Annotated in this window: 15 protein-coding genes; all 15 read left to right on the top strand. The window is 47.6% G+C overall.

Annotated elements, in window-relative coordinates:
- Positions 1-46: 46 nt before the first annotated feature.
- The 15 genes from IEY09_RS15700 (at position 47) to tldD (ending at position 19,301) form a co-directional block, all read left to right on the top strand.
- Positions 47-664 (top strand): pilus assembly FimT family protein, encoded by a 618-nt coding sequence (locus tag IEY09_RS15700; RefSeq protein ID WP_023266932.1) that lies wholly within the window; start codon positions 47-49, stop codon positions 662-664.
- 70 nt (positions 665-734) lie between these two features.
- Positions 735-1,262 (top strand): type II secretion system protein, encoded by a 528-nt coding sequence (locus IEY09_RS15705; protein ID WP_188871783.1) that lies wholly within the window; start codon positions 735-737, stop codon positions 1,260-1,262.
- A 257-nt stretch (positions 1,263-1,519) separates the two neighbouring features.
- The gene (locus IEY09_RS15710) at positions 1,520-2,008 is read left to right on the top strand and encodes a prepilin-type N-terminal cleavage/methylation domain-containing protein (protein ID WP_188871785.1); all 489 of its coding nucleotides are present in this window, start codon (positions 1,520-1,522) and stop codon (positions 2,006-2,008) included.
- A complete protein-coding gene (locus IEY09_RS15715; RefSeq protein WP_188871787.1) occupies positions 1,998-2,549 on the top strand; it encodes a prepilin-type N-terminal cleavage/methylation domain-containing protein in 552 nt (183 codons plus the stop codon). The genes IEY09_RS15710 and IEY09_RS15715 overlap by 11 nt, the downstream gene beginning before the upstream one ends.
- A complete protein-coding gene (locus IEY09_RS15720; RefSeq protein ID WP_188871789.1) occupies positions 2,549-3,397 on the top strand; it encodes a PilW family protein in 849 nt (282 codons plus the stop codon). Before IEY09_RS15715 ends, IEY09_RS15720 begins: the two co-directional genes overlap by 1 nt.
- On the top strand, positions 3,387-3,842 hold the full coding sequence (locus tag IEY09_RS15725) for an MSHA biogenesis protein MshP (RefSeq protein ID WP_188871791.1): 456 nt from the start codon (positions 3,387-3,389) through the stop codon (positions 3,840-3,842). The genes IEY09_RS15720 and IEY09_RS15725 overlap by 11 nt, the downstream gene beginning before the upstream one ends.
- On the top strand, positions 3,835-7,608 hold the full coding sequence (locus IEY09_RS15730) for a DUF6701 domain-containing protein (protein WP_188871793.1): 3,774 nt from the start codon (positions 3,835-3,837) through the stop codon (positions 7,606-7,608). Before IEY09_RS15725 ends, IEY09_RS15730 begins: the two co-directional genes overlap by 8 nt.
- A gap of 339 nt (positions 7,609-7,947) precedes the next feature.
- A complete protein-coding gene (locus IEY09_RS15735; protein ID WP_007651015.1) occupies positions 7,948-8,997 on the top strand; it encodes a rod shape-determining protein in 1,050 nt (349 codons plus the stop codon).
- Between the two features lie 44 nt (positions 8,998-9,041).
- Positions 9,042-10,070 carry a rod shape-determining protein MreC gene (mreC, locus tag IEY09_RS15740; RefSeq protein WP_188871795.1) on the top strand — a complete coding sequence of 343 codons (1,029 nt, stop codon included), beginning with the start codon at positions 9,042-9,044 and terminating at the stop codon, positions 10,068-10,070.
- On the top strand, positions 10,070-10,558 hold the full coding sequence (gene mreD / locus IEY09_RS15745) for a rod shape-determining protein MreD (RefSeq protein WP_037422445.1): 489 nt from the start codon (positions 10,070-10,072) through the stop codon (positions 10,556-10,558). The genes mreC and mreD overlap by 1 nt, the downstream gene beginning before the upstream one ends.
- A 2-nt stretch (positions 10,559-10,560) precedes the next feature.
- The gene (locus IEY09_RS15750) at positions 10,561-11,145 is read left to right on the top strand and encodes a Maf family protein (protein WP_037428165.1); all 585 of its coding nucleotides are present in this window, start codon (positions 10,561-10,563) and stop codon (positions 11,143-11,145) included.
- 109 nt (positions 11,146-11,254) lie between these two features.
- Positions 11,255-12,721 (top strand): ribonuclease G, encoded by a 1,467-nt coding sequence (rng, locus tag IEY09_RS15755; RefSeq protein ID WP_051714234.1) that lies wholly within the window; start codon positions 11,255-11,257, stop codon positions 12,719-12,721.
- Positions 12,721-16,971, top strand: coding sequence for a YhdP family protein (locus tag IEY09_RS15760; RefSeq protein ID WP_188871797.1), 4,251 nt, complete (start codon positions 12,721-12,723; stop codon positions 16,969-16,971). Before rng ends, IEY09_RS15760 begins: the two co-directional genes overlap by 1 nt.
- Positions 16,895-17,743: a carbon-nitrogen hydrolase family protein gene (locus tag IEY09_RS15765; protein ID WP_188871799.1), complete on the top strand. Its 849-nt coding sequence runs from the start codon at positions 16,895-16,897 to the stop codon at positions 17,741-17,743. Before IEY09_RS15760 ends, IEY09_RS15765 begins: the two co-directional genes overlap by 77 nt.
- Positions 17,744-17,852: 109 nt before the next feature.
- On the top strand, positions 17,853-19,301 hold the full coding sequence (gene tldD / locus IEY09_RS15770) for a metalloprotease TldD (protein WP_109277784.1): 1,449 nt from the start codon (positions 17,853-17,855) through the stop codon (positions 19,299-19,301).
- The last annotated feature ends 45 nt before the right edge of the window (positions 19,302-19,346 follow it).

Raw genomic sequence — 19,346 nt, forward strand, 5'->3', positions numbered from 1 at the left:
CTGATTTAGCTGTTAGAATGGACTTTCATCAAGTAGGGGGAAACTAATGAAGACTAAACAAAATGGTTTTTCATTGATTGAACTGGTCATAGTGATCGTCATTTTGGGTCTGTTAGCGGCAACGGCAATCCCACGTTTTTTAAACGTCACCGATGATGCTGAAGATGCCAGTGTGGACGGTGTGGCGGGTGGTTTATCTACAGCCGTGAGTTTTGTGCGTTCACAATGGGAAGTCGATGGTCGCCAAAATAGCAGTGTGATCTTAGATGGTACTTCTGTTTCACTCGACCCACGTTTTGGCTATCCAACGGGTACCTCTGGCACCGATGCGACGGCGATGACGGATGCAAGCTGTCAGCAGGTATTCAATACGGTATTGCAAAGTGCGCCGCGTAATGTGCTTTATTCGCAAGATGCGCGAAATCAACGTTATACCGTACGCGTTATCGATGGTGCGGGTGGCAGTACTAATTCAATTGCGGGTACAGCCGTGAGCGGTTTGGATTTATGTGTTTATCACCAAGTGGCCTCTCTGGTGTTAAACCAAAATACAGGTGTGCCAACTCCAGCACCAGATTTATCAACCACTGGCGCTAAAGGCGTGGTTTATAATCCAGGTACAGGCAAAGTACTAAGTTTCACTCAAACACCATTTACGCCTTAATTTAATGTTTTAATTGGTTTATCTTTTAATTAGTTTTAGTTAATTGGTTCTCAAAAAAGGGTAGTTTTATATGAAAAGACAACAAGGTTTTACCTTAATCGAATTAGTCGTAGTGATCATTATCTTAGGTATTCTTGCTGTCACAGCAGCACCTAAGTTTATTAATCTGCAGTCAGATGCTCGAGTGTCTGCTCTTCAAGGGTTGAAGGGGGCAATCCAAGGAGCTAACAGCTTAGTATATTCAAAAGCTGCACTTTCAGGTGTAGAGAAATTGGCATTTGGCGCAAGTCCTGCTCCAACAATCAATATTGGTACCGCCAACGTGACTACTAGTTTTGGCTATTTGCAAGCAACTAAAACTGAACTTGAAAACGGTGTTGACATTAAATTTGATTTAGGTGCTGATGGTAAGGCAACAGCAACAGATGGAACTGCTGAGTGGGTTATTAAGGAAACTGCTGGATCTGGAACAGGTGCTAAATCCGTTGAAATATGGCAAAAAGGCGCGCCTGCAGGTTGTAAGCTAACATATACTGAAGCAGAAAATGCAACAACTGCTCCGAAATTCTCAGCGTTACCTGCTGCTTCAGCTTGTTAATTTTAGTTATACGAAAAGGCCTGCCTAGCAGGCCTTTTTTTTAGGCCAACAATCTATTGGAGTGTTGGCTATAATAAAATGAATTTGCTAATTATTTCTTTTATTTAGGCGAAATATTTGCCTTAAGAATTAAGTTGGCAGAAACTGAACCTAGAACCTAGAACCTAGAACCTAGAACCTAGAACCTAGAACCTAGAACCTAGAACCTAGAACCTATAACCTAGAACCTAGAACCTAGCATCACGGCAAAGCGGACAATGCGTAAATTTTCCACCGGCAGACAGTTTGGGTTTACCTTAGTTGAACTTGTGACCACTATTATCCTGATTGGGATTCTATCGGTGACGGTATTGCCGCGTTTATTTAGTCAGTCCTCCTACAGTGCCTTTAGTCTGCGTAATGAGTTTATGGCCGAGCTGCGCCAGGTTCAGCAAAAAGCCTTAAATAATACCGATAGATGTTACCGCGTTGTCGTTTCAGCGACAGGCTATCAAGTGAGTCAGTTTGCCAGTCGCGATAGCACAGGTTGTGCGGGCTCGCCATTGTCTCCTAACCCTTTATCCAGCCAAGCTTTTCAAGGTGGTGCGCAGTTAGTGCTTATCAGCAACAATGCCAAGAGCTTTTATCTTGATTTTGATATCAATGGTCGAGCGTCGCTTGCTTGTAATGGGCCGTGTATCAATGTGATTGCCAATGACACTGTGGCGATTAATATCTCCAGCGAGGGCTATATTTATGCGAATTAATCCTCGATTGCTGGAGAGCAGAATAATAACGCCATTCTTAAAATCCAAACCACAACAGGGATTCACCTTAATCGAATTAGTGGTCGGCATGTTAGTCATTGCCATCGCTATTGTGATGCTCAGTAGCATGTTATTTCCGCAGGCGGATCGCGCGGCCAAGACTTTACACCGAGTAAAAAGTGCCGAACTTGCTCATTCGGTAATGAATGAGATTTGGGGCAAACGTTATGATCAAAATACCAATACCAATGGCGGAGTGCCGGCTTGCGGGAGTCCATTAGGCAGTAGTTGCTCGGCCAACTTGGGGCCCGAAGCGGGAGAGGGACGCAACGATTTTAACGATGTGGATGACTATCACGGCTTAACGCAAAACGCCACTATGCTCAATTCCAGCCAAACTTATGCAGAGGCCTACCCCAACTATCAACTAAGTGTCACTGTCGCCTTTGGGCAATCGCCTAATACCAAGTTAGTGACCATTAATGTCACCACGCCAGATAACGAAGTGATTACTTACAATTTGGTCAGGAGCAATTACTAATGGGCGCTTTATCAATGAAGCGTAAGCATTTATGCGCACAGGGTTTTACCTTAGTTGAAATGGTCACTGTGATCCTGATCTTAGGCATTCTGGTGGTTGGGGTGAGTAGCTTTATTATCTTCGGCACGCGGATTTTTGTGGAGTCGAGTTCGGTCGACCAAGTGCTAAGCCAGAGCCGTTTTGCTGTGGAGCGTATGACCCGCGAGCTGCGCCGCGCCGTGCCTAACAGTGTGCGGCTCAATGGTAATGGCTTAACCTATCAGTGTGTTGAATTCGTCCCTATTGAGGCGAGTACTACTTATTTGTCGATGCCAATTGCGCCGAGTGCTGCCACCCTCACAGGAACTGTGATTTTAGATAATCTGAACAGTAAGATCGCGACGAACCAATATGCATGGATTTATCCCTTAACCGATAGCGATGTGTATAACAGCGCGAGACAAAAACGCGCGCAGATAAACAGCATTAGCAGCGCCGCAAACCAAGTGACTTTAACCTTTACTGCCAATGCGAGATTTGCCGAAGCTTCTCCGCGTCAACGGATCTATTTTGCTTCGGAACCTGTGAGTTATTGCTTTGAAAAAGCGTCATCGACTAATGAGTTAAGCTTAAAGCGTTATACTGGCTATGGGTTGAATGCCAGCCAGCCAACACCTGCGGATATGAGTTCGGGTGTGCTAATGGCACAGAGTGTGGCTAATGTGTTGAGTAATAACGCCGATTTACCGCTGATCTTAACACCATCGAGTCTAGTCAATAATGCGATGGTGCATCTACAACCACGATTTAATGTCAACGGCGAGACATTTCAATATCGACATCAAGTGCAGGTGATTAATGTCCCTTAACTTAGTTAGTCTATCGCGCTCAAAGTATTGTCAGTCTTCGGCTCGTCGCCAAGATGGTAGCGCCTTAGTCATCGGTATTTTTGTCATTACCGTGATGTTTTTATTGGCCGCCGCCTTAATCAACATTGTGGAAGATGCCGATAGCGGATTAACCCAAGAAGTGTGGGGAACCCGGGCTTTAGCCGCGGCGAATAGCGGTGCCGATGCCGCATTAGCGCAATTATTCCCATTAAACGCCCCCGCTAATGCGACGGCGACATGTACCAGTGTTGCAAACTCTTGGACGCCGCCCTATGTGGTGGGCTTTCATGCCTGTAGCGTCAGTTTAAGCTGCACATCCTATGCGGTTGGCGCTGTCACTCAATATCGGATCAATAGTAAAGCGGTGTGTGAGAGTGGTGAAACCCGTGTTAGCCGTCAAGTAGAGGTAGAAGCCCGTGGTTAGAGCATTTGGGATTGGTACTCAATTATTTTCCGTGTTGGCAATATTGCTAATGACAATGATGTCTTCACATGCAGCGATTGATTGTGGCAGCGTATTTCCTGGACCAATACAGAGTTTTAGTTCTAATGGGCAGTTAGAAATGCAAAACCAATCTATGGTTGTTAATTATGACAACCTAGATGTGTGTTTTAAAAAAGCCAAACCTAACGGAGTGAATAATTCTTCGTGTGGTATTGGTCAGTGTAAAGTCAGTGGAATTCCAAGTTTAGCCAAGACTATTCCCGATATACTTGATAAAACAAATAGTTCTATTAACAGTAATTCAACAGTGGCAAGTTGGACAACACCATCGGTGGAGCTGGGCGTCACTTTGGGATATGGTGCCAAGTTTGATGCAACTCGCTGGGATATCGGTAATGTTGAAGTCAATGGCGGTAGCGTCACTGTTTCTGACGCCTATGATGTTTATGTGTTTAAAAGCGTGACATTCTACCAGAATGGCACAATGACATTAAGGGCGGGAAAAACGTATATCATAGATGGTGATCTTAATCTTAGCTTAGGTGCGATTAATATCATTGGTACAGGCAATACTCAGTTTTATGTGAGAGGTACTTTTACAACATCAGATACATCAGTATTTAATGCTTCGAGCACTACAGATATCTATGTTGGTAGAGAATTGGAATTGCAAACAGATTCTAAAGTACAAGGCAGTTTCTACGTTGCTGGTGATGCTACGTTATTTAATCGCTCAACTTTGACTGGTCGTTTAAGTGCACAAAATGTGCGTATGTTTTCAAATTCCAAAGTGATTTATGACACCAGTCCAGCCCTTGAATGTTTTACTGATGATTTTTCCCGCACAAGCCTTGGGAATGATTGGGCGATAAAAGTGCTGGGGAGTTCAACTCCGCCGAGTATTGTCAGTAATCGACTTCGAATTACCCCCGCATCGGGGAACCAAGCAACCGCAAGTACCTTTCAGCGGCTATTTCCTGCAGAAAATAACTTAGTGACGGTCGAGTTTGATTATTATGCGTGGTCGCCATCTTCAGGAACGGGTGGTGATGGGGTTGCGGTCATTCTCTCCGATGCGGCGGTCACGCCTCAACCCGGTAGTTTTGGTGGTGCGCTTGGATATGCACAACGTAATGATGGTACGCCTGGTTTTGCGGGTGGCTGGCTTGGGGTGGGATTGGATGAATATGGTAACTTTTCAGATTCCAATGAAGGGAAGGTCGGAAGACCGGCAACTGCTCCTTATTTCAGACCACAATCAATTACATTACGTGGATCTGCGGCGGCAAACTACAAGTATTTAGCTGGTACAGCAGCGAATTTAAATCCTAGAGTTGACGTTCGTAGTACGTCAACTGCGGCGCCCAATCATAAATATCGGATTAAGGTGGATTCAACTATTCCTAGCCAAGCCTGGGTCTCAGTTGAACGTGATGTGCGCAATGGGCAAGGGTATCAAGTTCTGGTTCCGGCATTTAACGCCAGAGCCATATCTAATCAAGGCGCAGTGCCTGAAGATTTTTACTTGTCTTTTACTGGCTCTACTGGCGGCGCCAACAACAACCATGAAATTGATAATTTTAAGGTGTGCGCCCTAAAATCTCGCCCCGTAGGTCAGCAAGTGCATCATTTCGAATTTGATTATTCGAGCTCACCGTTGACCTGTAAAGCGGAAACGATGGCCATTCGTGCTTGTGCAAATGCTAATTGTAGTCAGCTATTTACCGATCCCGTTACGGCGCAATTATCGTTAAATCCCAATGCTAATGGCGCTTGGTATGTGGGTGGGGTGAATACTCCGAGCGTCAATTTTGTCAACGGCTTAGCAACTGCCAGCCTTCGTTATAATGTCACCACACCTCCTGTAACCATTGGTGTGAGTAGCTCTATCCCATCCACCATTGCAGGGAGTAATACGCTTTGCCGTAAAGGCACTGGCCCATTAAATACGGCTTCCTGCACGTTGAGCTTCGCAGAGAGTGGGTTTATTTTCGATGTCCCTGATAAGTTGGCGAATAAGCCCACCTCTATCAATATTTCTGCCGTGAGAAAGTCAAATTCAAGCCTTGAGTGTGTTCCCGTATTTGGGAATGCGACTAAAAACGTCGGTTTTTGGAGCACTTATGTTTCCCCGTCATCCATTCCGAGCGCTTTGCAGCAAGCGATAACGATTAAGGGGAATTCAACGGGGGCAACAACGGCAATTGGCAAAACCCAAGCCTTGCGCACTCAAATTCCTTTGCGGTTTACTAATGGCGTGGCCTCCCTTGAGATTAATTACCCCGATGCAGGGCGAGTTCAACTCGACGCTAGGTTTGATGGGACTGGGGAAGATACAGGTCTAGTGATGACAGGCTCTGATCAGTTTGTCAGTGTGCCGGCAGGATTATGTGTCAAACCCGTGGATGCCAGTGCCAGCTGCCCAAGTGCGGATATGAGCTGTAGTGCTTACCGTAAAGCGGGGCAGAATTTCGGTATGACACTACAAGCCATGGCATGGGAAAAAGATGGCGATACGGATTTTTGTTCGGGCAACTTATCGACACCTAACTTTAGCGACCAAGCCATGAAGCTTATCAGTAAAGTTGTTGCGCCTAGTATCGCCAGTGGTGGCCATGATGGGGTGTTAGGCGTCACTTCCTATAGCCATACCGCGCAAACTAATAATCTCAACACCATCAGTAATCAAAGTATTAGCGAAGTTGGCGTATTTCAAATTACGGCGCAGGCGAGTCCTAATTATCTTGGCTCAGCCAGCAGTTTGAATATTCCGATTGGCTATTCAGCCAATATTGGTCGCTTTGTGCCCGATAGTTTTTTAGTGGGAGACGTTTCTGTCTTACCTGCCTGTGGCAGTTTTAGTTATATGGATCAACCTTTTCCTATGTCAATGAGCATCAAAGCCTTGAATATCGGCGGCGCGGTGACACAAAACTATTTCCCACCATTCTCCCTTGCGACCGCGAAATTGGTCGGAGAAAACAATAACAATGGTGTCGATTTACAGAGTCGCTTAAGTGCCTTGCCTGTAAAGGTTGATAGTTGGAGTCAGGGTGTGGCGACGGTGGATGGCGCTTATCGAGCAACCTTTAGTCGAATAACGCCAAATCTTGCTGCCAATCTGTATCAGGATGGCCCGTTCGAACTGCTCGATATTGGCGTGCAGTTGATGGATAACGATCCTCGGCCAAATGGACTTTACAGCTATGTGGCCTCGCCCGATATGGATGCGGCAACCACGGGTAATTGCACTAACTGTAATGCTAAGAAAATCACCACTCAAACCCTACGCCACGGCCGAGTGGTGATGGATAACACCTATGGCCCAGAGACTGAAATCCTTAAAATGCCGACAAGAGCTGAGTATTGGAATGGCACTAGTTGGGTAATAAATGGAAATGATAGCTGCACCATTGCCACTTATGGCCTAGGTTCGCAGGTGGATAATGCAGGCCTTGGCTACAATTTTGACCCGGATTTAGCCACGGGGCAGAGTATTACTCGCACTGGCGCATCTTCAGCATTTCAAGCGGGGCAATTTGATTTGCTGTGGCGAGCTCTCACCTCTAGTGGCAACTTATATCGCGGTCAAGTGACCGCGCCTTTAGACGTACCGACTTGGTTAGAATGGTATTGGAACTGGAATGGGGTGTCTCCAACCAGCTTATCCGATCCCCGTGCGAGTGCATTTTTTGGGCGTTACCGTGGTCATGACAGAATCATCTACTGGCGAGAAGTTAATTAGTGGGGTAGATCGATTTTGCTGAATTGGAATTAGTCCGTAGTGATTTATCGTTATGCGATGCGTTTTGTTGCATGAACTCAAAGCATCATGCTAAGGCTAAAATGCAAGATACAGGTTTTACGCATGTTGCCAGCTTGTATTAAATGGGGTTTTGGGTTGTTTGATTTTTGTTCAATAAGGCGCGTTTATCGATTAAATAGTGTTTTTGAGTGGTCTATTTGAAAAAAAATCACTCCATTAGCGATTGTTAACCTCAACGGTCTTGTGGAATCAGGGTGGCATTGATAAAGTTAGCTGATTTTTCTTTTCTTCTGACTCCACAGAATACAGGCTAGTTACATGTTCAAGAAGCTGCGTGGCATTTTTTCTAATGATCTATCGATCGATTTGGGTACAGCTAACACCTTAATTTATGTTCGTGATGAAGGCATCGTCCTCAATGAGCCTTCAGTTGTTGCTATACGTGGCGAGCGTAACAGCTCTGGTCAGAAATCTGTAGCGGCTGTAGGTACAGAAGCTAAACAGATGTTAGGCCGTACTCCTGGCAATATTCAAGCAATCCGTCCAATGAAAGACGGTGTGATTGCAGACTTTTATGTGACAGAGAAAATGTTGCAGCACTTTATTAAGCAAGTGCATAACAACAGCTTTTTTCGCCCAAGCCCACGTGTTTTAGTCTGTGTTCCCGTTGGCGCAACGCAAGTTGAACGCCGTGCGATCCGCGAGTCAGCCATGGGCGCGGGTGCCCGTGAAGTGTATTTGATTGAAGAACCAATGGCCGCGGCTATCGGTGCTGGTTTACCTGTGTCTGAAGCCACAGGTTCAATGGTTGTTGATATCGGTGGTGGTACCACTGAAGTTGCCATTATCTCCTTGAATGGTGTGGTATATTCTTCTTCTGTGCGTATTGGCGGTGACAAGTTTGATGATGCCATCATCAATTATGTTCGCCGTAATTACGGTAGTTTGATTGGTGAAGCGACCGCTGAGCGTATCAAACACACTATCGGTACTGCTTATCCAGGTGATGAAGTATTAGAGATTGAAGTCCGTGGTCGTAATTTGGCCGAAGGTGTACCTCGTAGCTTTACGCTCAATAGCAACGAAATTTTAGAAGCGTTGCAAGAACCATTATCGGGCATTGTGAGTGCGGTTATGGTGGCACTAGAGCAATCACCACCAGAATTAGCTTCTGATATCTCTGAGCGCGGCATGGTGTTAACCGGTGGTGGCGCCTTATTGCGTGATTTAGACCGTTTATTGATGCAAGAAACGGGAATCCCAGTCATGGTGGCTGATGATCCATTGACCTGTGTAGCGCGCGGTGGTGGTAAAGCCCTTGAAATGATTGATATGCACGGCGGCGATCTGTTCTCCGAAGAAACCTAATCTAACTTCGGTATAGGGCGGCTAATCACCGCCTTAGCTTTCCTATGAAGCCAATTTTTGTTCGTGGTATTTCGAACCAGTTCCGTTTAACACTGGCAATTATCCTGTCGGTGATTTTGCTTGCGGCAAATCACCGCCTTGAGCCTGCCCGTGAATCCCTTTCATCCGCTTTAAGCCCTATTCAATACCTCGCGAGTGTCCCCAGTGCGATCCTCGATTGGTCTTCTGAGAGTTTTGCGACCCGCAATATGTTGGCATTGCAAAATAAAGAGCTGTTAAGGCAACAATTATTAATGAGTGAACGCTTACAGCGTTTCGAGCATTTACGTCAGGAAAACGAACGTTTACGCGCCTTGCTAGGTTCGCCTGCCTATCAGGATTCTCTCAAGATGGTTGCAGAGGTCATGGAGGTTGCCAGCGATCCTTCCCATCATTATGTGGTTTTAAACCGAGGTTCCCGCAGTGGCGTCTTTGTTGGTCAGCCTGTTGTGGATGCGCAAGGTGTGGTGGGGCAAGTTGTGCAGGTCAGTGAGATGACTAGCCGAGTGTTACTACTGTCTGATGTGTCCCATGGCTTACCCGTACGGATTACCCGTAATGATGTGCGCCTTGTCGCCAACGGGACGGGGGAACTTGATGAAATTGAGTTACGCCATGTGGCCAAGAGTACCGATATTCGTGTGGGCGACCTACTGGTCACTTCAGGCTTAGGTAACCGCTTCCCTGAAGGGTATCCGGTTGCGCGGGTAGTGGAAGTCTTTACCGAAGATGGCCAAAGTTATGCGCGAGTCACGGCTCAGCCTCTGGCGGCACTCGACCGTATTCGTTATCTCCTGTTAATTTGGCCATCGCCCGATTCGGGTGTGACACTGCCTAATCAAGTGCCAGTACCGGCCGCAGATCATCCTGCACAAGACGTTAAGCCTGATACCAGTAATGGAACGCCAGCGACTCAAGGCGGTACTCAGGGCACAAATGTCAATGTGGTACCCAGTAATCCCAATGCAGCATCCAGTAACGCGAATGGGGCATCTAACGCTGCTACTACCCAACCGCCAGCAGAGGTGCACTAATGAGTTTACAAGCTGCTAATGGACGCATCGCGGTTTGGCTAACCCTATTTGTTGGGCTCTTAAGCCAAATTATGCCACTGCCAGTAATTGTTGAGGCCTGGCGTCCTGATTGGTTACTGATGATTTTGATCTATTGGTCGATTGCATTGCCCCACCGATATAACATTCTGACGGCTTGGGTTATGGGCTTAGCCCTTGATATTCTCTTGGGCGCGACTTTAGGTGTTCGCTCTTTGGCAATGTCGTTGGTGATTTATATTGCTATTTTACATTGTCAGCGTTTACGTAACTTCCCGAAATGGCAACAGTCGCTGGTCATAATGCTGTTAATTGCTATCTATCACCTCATTGTTTATTGGGTTGAGTTTGTGATGGATGGTGCAACATTCCACTCTGAACTGTTTTTGCCTGCACTATCGGGCCTCGTTTTTTGGCCTTGGATTTTTTGGATTTTACGTCGCATTCGACGTCATTATAAGGTTCGTTAGTTGTGAATTTAGTTTTAGCCTCGACATCGCCGCGCCGGAAAGAATTACTGACTCATATTGGATTCGGACGGGCTGATTTTACGTTTGCGCAAGTAGCACCAGATATTGACGAAACTCCGAAGACAGGAGAGTTACCACGGGATTATGTTCAGCGCCTTGCGGCTGAAAAGGCCCAGGCTGGGCTTGCATTATGCTCAGGTATGTCACAGCCTGCTGTATTAGGTTCTGATACTATCGTGGTGCTTGAAAATGAAATATTAGGTAAGCCAGTTGATGAGGCCGATGCCAAGCGGGTACTGCGTGCGCTTTCTGGCAAGGTGCACACAGTAATGACTGCCGTCGCCTTAGCAAGTGTCAATCATACCGCAGTGCGTTTAGTTGAAACCTTAGTGCGTTTTTGTGTGCTTTCTGATGCAGATATCGATGCCTATGTTGCCTCACAAGAGCCCATGGATAAAGCGGGCAGTTATGGGATCCAAGGATTAGGTGGCTGTTTTGTCGAGTCAATTGATGGTAGTTACTCCTGTGTTGTCGGTTTGCCATTAGTCGAAACTCGCCAACTCTTATCTGAGGCGGGCATTATCTAGTCTGCGGTATTGGTTTTCAGGCTTAGAACATACTGAGATTAATTTAATTTCCCTAATGGGGTGAGTCGTGAATACCAGTCGCTTAAATCCGAATAAAATTCAGCGCAAGATGGGTTCAGAATTACTGATTAATGTAACCCCCTCTGAGGCGCGCGTTGCCTTAGTCGAGCACGGCGTGCTGCAAGAAGTTCATATTGAACGGCGCATGAAGCGTGGTCTGGTGGGCAATATTTACAAGGGCAAAATCAGCCGTGTGTTGCCTGGCATGCAAGCCGCCTTTGTGGATATTGGCTTAGATAAAGCCGCGTTTTTACATGCCTCCGACATTGTGCCGCACACTGAATGCGTCGCCGATGTGGAGAAGGGCCATTTTGTGGTCCGTGATATCGCCGAGCTGGTTCGCCAAGGGCAAGATATTATGGTGCAAGTGGTGAAAGACCCTCTGGGCACTAAAGGTGCGCGCCTAACCACAGATATCACACTGCCTTCCCGTTATTTGGTGTTTATGCCTGGCTCGAGCCATGTTGGGGTGTCCCAGCGGATTGAGCAGGAAGAAGAGCGCAGTCGTCTTAAAAAAATCACTCTGCCATTCGTCGATGAAGACGGCGGCTTTATTATCCGCACCGCCGCCGAAGGCGTAGGTGAGGACGAGCTTGCCCAAGATGCGGCTTTTTTGCGCCGAGTATGGTCTAAGGTCTCCGAGCGGCGTCAGCGCCGTGGCGTAGCATTACTCTATCAAGATCTCGCCCTGCCGGTGCGCATTGTGCGCGACTTTGTCGGCACCGAATTAGACCGAATTCAAGTCGATTCGCGCCGCACCTTTGCCGAGCTGCAAGCCTTCGCCCAAGAGTTTATGCCGGAAATCGCCGACAAGATTGAGCACTATTCTGGTCCTGCGCCGATTTTCGATTTGTACGATGTCGAAAATGAAATCCAGCGCGCTCTGGGACGTAAGGTGGAGCTTAAATCTGGTGGCTATCTGATTATCGATCAGACTGAAGCTATGACTACGGTCGATATCAACACTGGTGCCTTTGTGGGCCACCGTAATCTTGAAGAAACCATCTTTAACACTAACCTTGAAGCTACCCAAGCGATTGCACGGCAACTGCGGCTGCGAAATCTCGGCGGCATCATCATTATCGACTTTATCGATATGCTGAGCGACGAGCATAAAACGCGGGTACTCAATAGCTTAAATAGTGCGCTCGCCAAGGACAGAGTTAAGACTAATGTCAGTGGTTTCTCTGGGTTGGGTCTAGTTGAAATGACCCGTAAGCGCACCCGCGAGAGCCTAGAGCATGTGCTATGCAGTGAGTGTCCAGCCTGTCAGGGCACGGGTAGCATGAAGACGGTAGAAACTGTTTCTTATGAAATCTTCCGCGAAATTATTCGCTTGAATCGGGCCTATGACGCCGACGAGTTTTTGCTTTACTGCTCGCCCGCTGTCTATAACAGCTTAAGTGGAGATGAAAGTCATTTGGTCGCCGAGCTTGAAGTTTATATAGGTAAGCGTATTCGCCTGCAAAATGAGCCTATGTATTCCCAGCATAAATACGACGTGGTGATGATGTAGTGGCAACGCTTTTTACTGCTAAAAAACTAAGCCGTTTTTGCTGGCAATTACTGGCACTGATCTTAGTCTTGTTTGCCTTGACGGTAAGCTTGATCCGTGGATTATTGCCTCAGGTCGATGAAGTACGCCAGCAGTTAGTTGAGTATGTAAAAAGCGAATATCAAATTGATATCCAAGTTGGCGAGTTATCCGCCCAGTGGCAGGCCTTTGGCCCAGCGGTAACAGTTGATAATTTAGTGATCCCTACGCAGGACAAGCTCCCTGTTACCGTGTTGGTGAAGCATGTCCAAATCAAATTGGATTTTTGGCAATCGCTACTGACCACCAGTCCACGCATCGAAGATGTCAATTTCGATGGTGTTCATATTGCCCTTGATATCGATAAATTATCGGGTAATAAGGCGCAGGGGGCGGCCAATCAAACGGTGCAAACCGATTGGTTGTATAAGCTGCTCTTAAAGCAGCTCGAGCGTTTCTCGCTGACGGATGCTTCGGTGCAACTGCTTAGCTTGCAACATGAATATCGACCCATCCACGTTCGCCACCTTAACTGGCGTAATAGTGGTGAGCGCCACCGCGGCGCGGGGGAAATTTACCTCGATAACAATACCTTGGTTAAGGAATCGCTCAGCCTGCAACTCGATATTAACGGCGATGCTACAGCGCCCGAGAGTTTAACTGGACAAGTTTATCTGGCGGCTCAGTCCTTAGATTTGGGCGAATGGGCATCACGCCAACCTAATCCCTATGATCCGAGCAAAAAACTGCCCTTAGAAGGGATAGTCAATCTTAAGGCGTGGTTTGATTTTGCCCATCGAAGTTTACGTTCTGGACTCGTGCAGTTTGAGCCAAGTTGGTTGCAATGGTCGATGCAAGGTCAACCGCAAAAGTTTGAGATCCAGTCCGGTAGCATTCATTGGGAGCCAAACGCGGCAGGTTGGGAGATCAGCAGCACTCATTTGGATTTTATCACCAATGGGGTGCATTGGCCCGAGCTGAAGTTTGCGGCCAAGCAGCAAGACGATGCTTTATATGCCTATGTTAGCCGTTTGGATTTAGACACGTTATTTCCATTGCTACCGCTTTTCCCTGGTGTCGACTTAGCCGTATTGCAGCAATGGTTTCAGCTCGCGCCCGAAGGCAGTGTTGGGCCGATTCGCCTCTATCAAAGCGCCAAGCAACCCTTGCTCGCCAGTACACATATCCAGCAATTGCATTGGCAGAAAGTTGAAGGCATACCTAACACCAACCCATTAGACATTAAGTTGCAGTGGCAGAATGACAGCTTAGTGTTTTCGCTGCCAGAGCAGACCTATACTCTCGATTTTGGCGATCAATTTTCAGCGCCTTTAGTGCTGCATGGCGCGGCGTTAACCGGTGCCTTCGATACCCAAAGGGCAACCTTATCTGTGCCTCAGGTGCAGTTCGAAAACGACGATATTGGTCTTGCTGCTGCTCTAAAGCTGGATTTTAGCGCTGCTACCAGTATGTCCCTTGCCGCCAATGTTGAAGTCAAAAATGCCGCCAATGCGGATAAATACTTCCCGATCAAAGCCATGGGCGAGTCACTGGTTGAGTATCTGGATGGTGCGATTAAAGCGGGGCAGAGTCAAAACGCCCAAGTATTATGGCAGGGGGCATTATCGAGTTTTCCCTTTGAGGATAATAGCGGTGTGTTCCAAGCGGCATTTACCTTAAACAATGCCGAATACCAATTCCAACCGGATTGGCCCGCAGTCACTGATCTTTCCCTCGATGCCTTGTTTGAAAATGCCCGCATGGATATCTGGGTTAACCAAGGTAAGTTGATGAATGTGGTTGCCGATGGTGCCCACGTGTTTATTCCCGAGTTAGGCGAGCATTCGCTGTTAAAAATTCAGGCCGATCTTGCGACCCAAGGCAGTGCTGCGACTCAAGCGCTACAGGCTTCTCCCCTTGCCGATACTGTGGGCAAAACCTTAAAGGTTGTGCAAGTGCAGGGCGCGGTAACGGGGAATTTAGATATTAGTATTCCCTTGTATGAGGGTGAGGCTGAGGATATCCGCGGTCAAATTATGTTTGATAACACGCCGGTGTTTATTGCGCAGCCAGGGTTACAACTCAAGGCGGTGACGGGCACAGTGCAATTTGCCAACGAGATAGTCGAAGGCAAAGGGATTAAGTCTCGCCTGTTTGAGCAGCCCTTGGAGTTTAGTTTTGCCACTCAACCCGAAGGTAAAGATTTTGCGCTGAATGTGGATATGAAGAGTCGTTGGGATCTCAGTCGTTTACCCTTAGAGTTACAAAATCCCTTAAGTAAGTTTTACCAAGGTAAAGTCGCTTGGGGCGGTAACTTGAGCATGATATTCGATGAGCAAGGCTATCAAATTCAAGCCAATTTAGGTTCCGATCTGGTCGGTGCCACCTTAACATTACCGGGCATTTTCGCAAAACCTGCTGACGAGCCTAGGCCTTTAATGGCCGAGTTTTCTGGTGATCAGCAGACTTCAACCCTGAGGGTCAAACTCGATAAACAAGCTGAGTTTATTGGCGGCTTTGAGGCTGAAAAAGGTACGCAATTCAGTTATTTCGATCTGCTATTAGGGCGACTCTTCGAGGCTACCGAGGTGCCCAATACCGAGCTTGGACATATTAAGATTGATGTAACCAGTGGCAAGTTAGCTAATTGGTTACCCGTAATTAATGCCTTTGTTGCTTCAGATAACAAACCGACTCGCACTGGTATTTTGGTGGAAGAGGCAAATAACGCTAACTTATTCCCTTCAGTGGCTGGGATTGATGCAAATATCGGCAAGTTTGATTTATTAGGGCAAGGGCTTACAGAGTTGAGACTCAGCGCCAAACCCAATGAAAATGGTTGGCGCTTCGATGCCAAAGCCAGTGAGTTTGAAGGAACGGTAGATTTTTACCCTAATTGGTTGACGCAAGGTTTAAAAGTGACTGCCAGTAAGTTCTATTTTTCACCCAATGTGAAGCCTGAAGGTGAAGCGGATTTTGCGGCGGAGCAGGTGCTCACTAATTTGCCGCCTGTTGCGGTGAATGTAGAGGATTTTCGTTTTTTCGATAAGCCATTTGGCCAGTTAGTGGTGCAAGCAAGTCCGCAAGCCTCGGGTTACCGCATTCAGACGTTATCTTTAACCACTCCTGAGGTGTCTTTGCAGGGGAATGGAATTTGGCAACAGCAGAATGGTCAAAATCAAACCGAGTTATCCGTCAGTTTGAATGCTAGTCAGTTTAGCTATTTGAGTCACCAACTTGGGATCGATCCCGGTGTAAATGAAGCTCCATTGAAGGTGAATGCCGAGCTAGCTTGGCAAGGTGCACCCTATGCGTTTTCCCTTGAAACCTTGAATGGTAAAGTCAAATTTGAATTGGGCAAAGGCCATTTATCCCAAGTGAGCGATAAGGGCGCACGGATTTTCTCACTGTTTAGCCTCGATTCATTAGTACGTAAATTGTCCTTAGATTTCAGTGATGTATTTGGTCAAGGCATGTACTTCAATTCCTTTACCGGTAATCTGCAAATCGATAATGGTGTAGTGAAAACTACGGACACTGAAATGGATGCGATTGCAGGTAATATGAAGGTGCGCGGCTATACGGATCTCACCAGCGAAAGCTTAAATTACGATATCCGTTTTGTTCCGCAACTGGCCTCAAGTGTGCCAACTGTGGTGCTGCTCAGTACCAGTGCGTGGACGCTCGGGCTTGGGGCGTTTGCCTTAACCAAAGTGTTAGAGCCTGTGATTGAGGTGATCTCTGAGATCCGTTTCCGAGTAACGGGCACTATGTCTGAGCCTGTGGTAGAGGAACTGGAACGTAAGAGTAAAGAGATTGAAATCCCCGAGTCGATTCTGCCTATGGTGGGGGGCGAATTGCCAGCGCTAACCGAGGGTGCTGAGCCGAATGATGCGCCACCCGTCAAGAATAGCGCCCCGACCAAGACAGACGATAAGCCGCCCGTCGAGCCCGAAAAAAACAACGAGCAACCTGCGCTAGATGCTGATAAAGCTAAAGAGAAACCTGTAAAAGCTGTTAAGGAAGAGACATCGCCGCAAACGCCGACGCTCCCTAAGGTTGAGCCTGCTGAGCCGCCTAAAGCCGAACCAGAACAACCTAAGCCTGTGAGCCCCAAGGTGGTATTGTCGATAAACACAATTCAAGGAGATAGTCATGCGCATCAGCCTGTTGCAATGTCAGAGCAGTCGCGACGTCAGCGCGAATCTGTTGTTTATCGAATCGCAGCTTGAGGAATTAACCCGTGAGCGCCTGCAATGGGACAAAAATGCCCCGCATTTAGTGGTGCTGCCAGAATGCAGCTTGCTGTTTGGTGGTCATGAGAGTCAACAACTCGCCTATGCGGGTGATAGTCATCTTAGCCCGTTAAAATCCGCCTTAAGTGCCTTAGCCGCCCGTTACTGCGTGTATATGGTGGCGGGAACCATCCCCGCGCTGGCGGCGGATGGGCGCGTCTACAGCCGCTGTTATCTGTTTGATGATAAAGGTGATACCTTAGGGCAATACGATAAACTGCATCTGTTTGATGTGGATGTCGCCGACGGCACTAAGCAATACCGCGAGAGTGAAACCTTCTGCCCCGGCAATCATATCAGTGTCATCGACACCCCTTTTGGCAAAATTGGCTTGACCATCTGTTATGATTTACGCTTTCCGGACTTATTTAGGGCGCTGCGCCTTGCGGGAGCCGAGATTATTACCGTGCCTTCGGCTTTTACTAAGGTCACGGGAGAAGCCCATTGGCAGGTGTTATTACAGGCCAGAGCCATTGAAACCCAATGCTTTATTTTGGCCGCAGCCCAATGGGGCGCCCATAACGAAGGTAGTCGTGAGACCTGGGGGCAGAGCATGGTGATAGGCCCTTGGGGCGAGGTAATTGCCGAGCAGAAAACCGGTACAGGTTGGGTACATGCCGATATCGATGTGGCCGAGGTGCACAGCATCCGCAGTAAAATGCCCGTGGCGCAACATAATCGCTTTACTGCACCGAACCTTAAACCTTGAACAGATTAAGCCTTCAACAGATTTAGATGAAATAGACTCACAGCGAATTTAAGTTATTTTAAAAATGAGTGAGTTGCCAATTTTAGCCAAGCTTTCAGAGAGAACCGCGATGCCTTTTTTAGCACAAGTAGAGCAAAGTTTATTAAAGGGTGGCTTAGCCCTAGATGGGTTACAAAGTTATTTAAACACCATACATCAACATAAAGTCGATTTTTCCGATCTCTATTTCCAAGGCAGTCGCCACGAATCTTGGGTGCTCGAAGATGGCATTATTAAAGATGGTAGCTTCCATATCGAACGTGGTGTCGGTGTGCGTGCTATCAGCGGCGAGAAAACCGGTTTTGCCTATGCCGATGATATTACGCCAGCGGCCTTAAGCGCTGCGGCCGAGGCGGCGCGCGGTATTGCAGGGGCGGGTGAGCAGGCCAAGGTTCAGGCCTTCAAACGCCAACAAGCCTTGGCGCTGTACGATAGTCTCGACCCTATCGCCGCCATGGAAGAAGTGAAAAAAATCAACCTGCTGAAAGAGGCTGATGCTTATGTTCGTAGCCTCGACAGTCGCATTATTCAAGTGGTGATTAGCCTTGCTGGTGTGCACGAAGAAATCTTGGTCGCTGCCAGCGATGGCACCTTGGCTGCCGATATTCGCCCGTTAGTGCGCTTTAATTGCAGCGTGATTTTAGAAGAAAATGGCAAGCGTGAACGTGGCAGTGCCGGTGGCGGTGGTCGTCACGATTACAGCGTGTTTATGGTAAATGATGAAACCAGTTTGCCGATGTGCTTTGCCTTTGCCCGTGAAGCGGTGCGTCAGGCACAAGTTAACCTCAATGCCATTGATGCGCCCGCCGGAGAAATGCCCGTGGTGCTCGGTAATGGTTGGCCAGGGGTGTTATTGCATGAGGCTGTAGGCCATGGTCTGGAAGGTGACTTTAACCGCAAGGGCAGCAGCGCCTTTAGTGGTATGGTCGGCCAGCAAGTGGCGTCGAAACTGGTGACAGTGGTGGACGATGGCACGCTTGCGAATCGTCGAGGCTCATTGAGCATCGACGATGAAGGCGTACAAACCCAGAGAACCGTGTTAATCGAAGACGGTATTCTCAAAGGTTACATACAAGATAAATTAAATGCGCGCCTGATGGGCGTAGCACCAACGGGCAATGGTCGCCGTGAATCCTATGCGCATCTACCTATGCCTCGTATGACTAACACTTATATGACGGCGGGCGAGTCTGATCCGAGCGAGATCATCAAGTCGGTGAAGAAGGGCATTTATGCGCCTAACTTTGGTGGCGGCCAGGTCGATATCACTTCAGGCAAGTTTGTGTTCTCCGCCTCTGAAGCCTATCTGATTGAAAATGGTGAAGTGACTCAAGCAATTAAGGGCGCTACCCTGATTGGTAATGGCCCAGAAGCCATGAGCCAGATTTCCATGGTGGGTAACGACATGGCCCTAGATAAGGGCGTTGGTGTGTGTGGTAAAGATGGCCAAAGCGTGCCTGTGGGTGTCGGTCAACCGACCCTTAAGCTCGATAAGCTGACCGTAGGCGGTACTGCGTAAAACGAGAAGCTAGAAGCTAGAAGCTCCTACGTTTATTGGCTAAGT

Origin of the sequence: Shewanella xiamenensis, from assembly GCF_014647135.1 — a bacterium.
GTDB lineage: Bacteria > Pseudomonadota > Gammaproteobacteria > Enterobacterales > Shewanellaceae > Shewanella > Shewanella xiamenensis.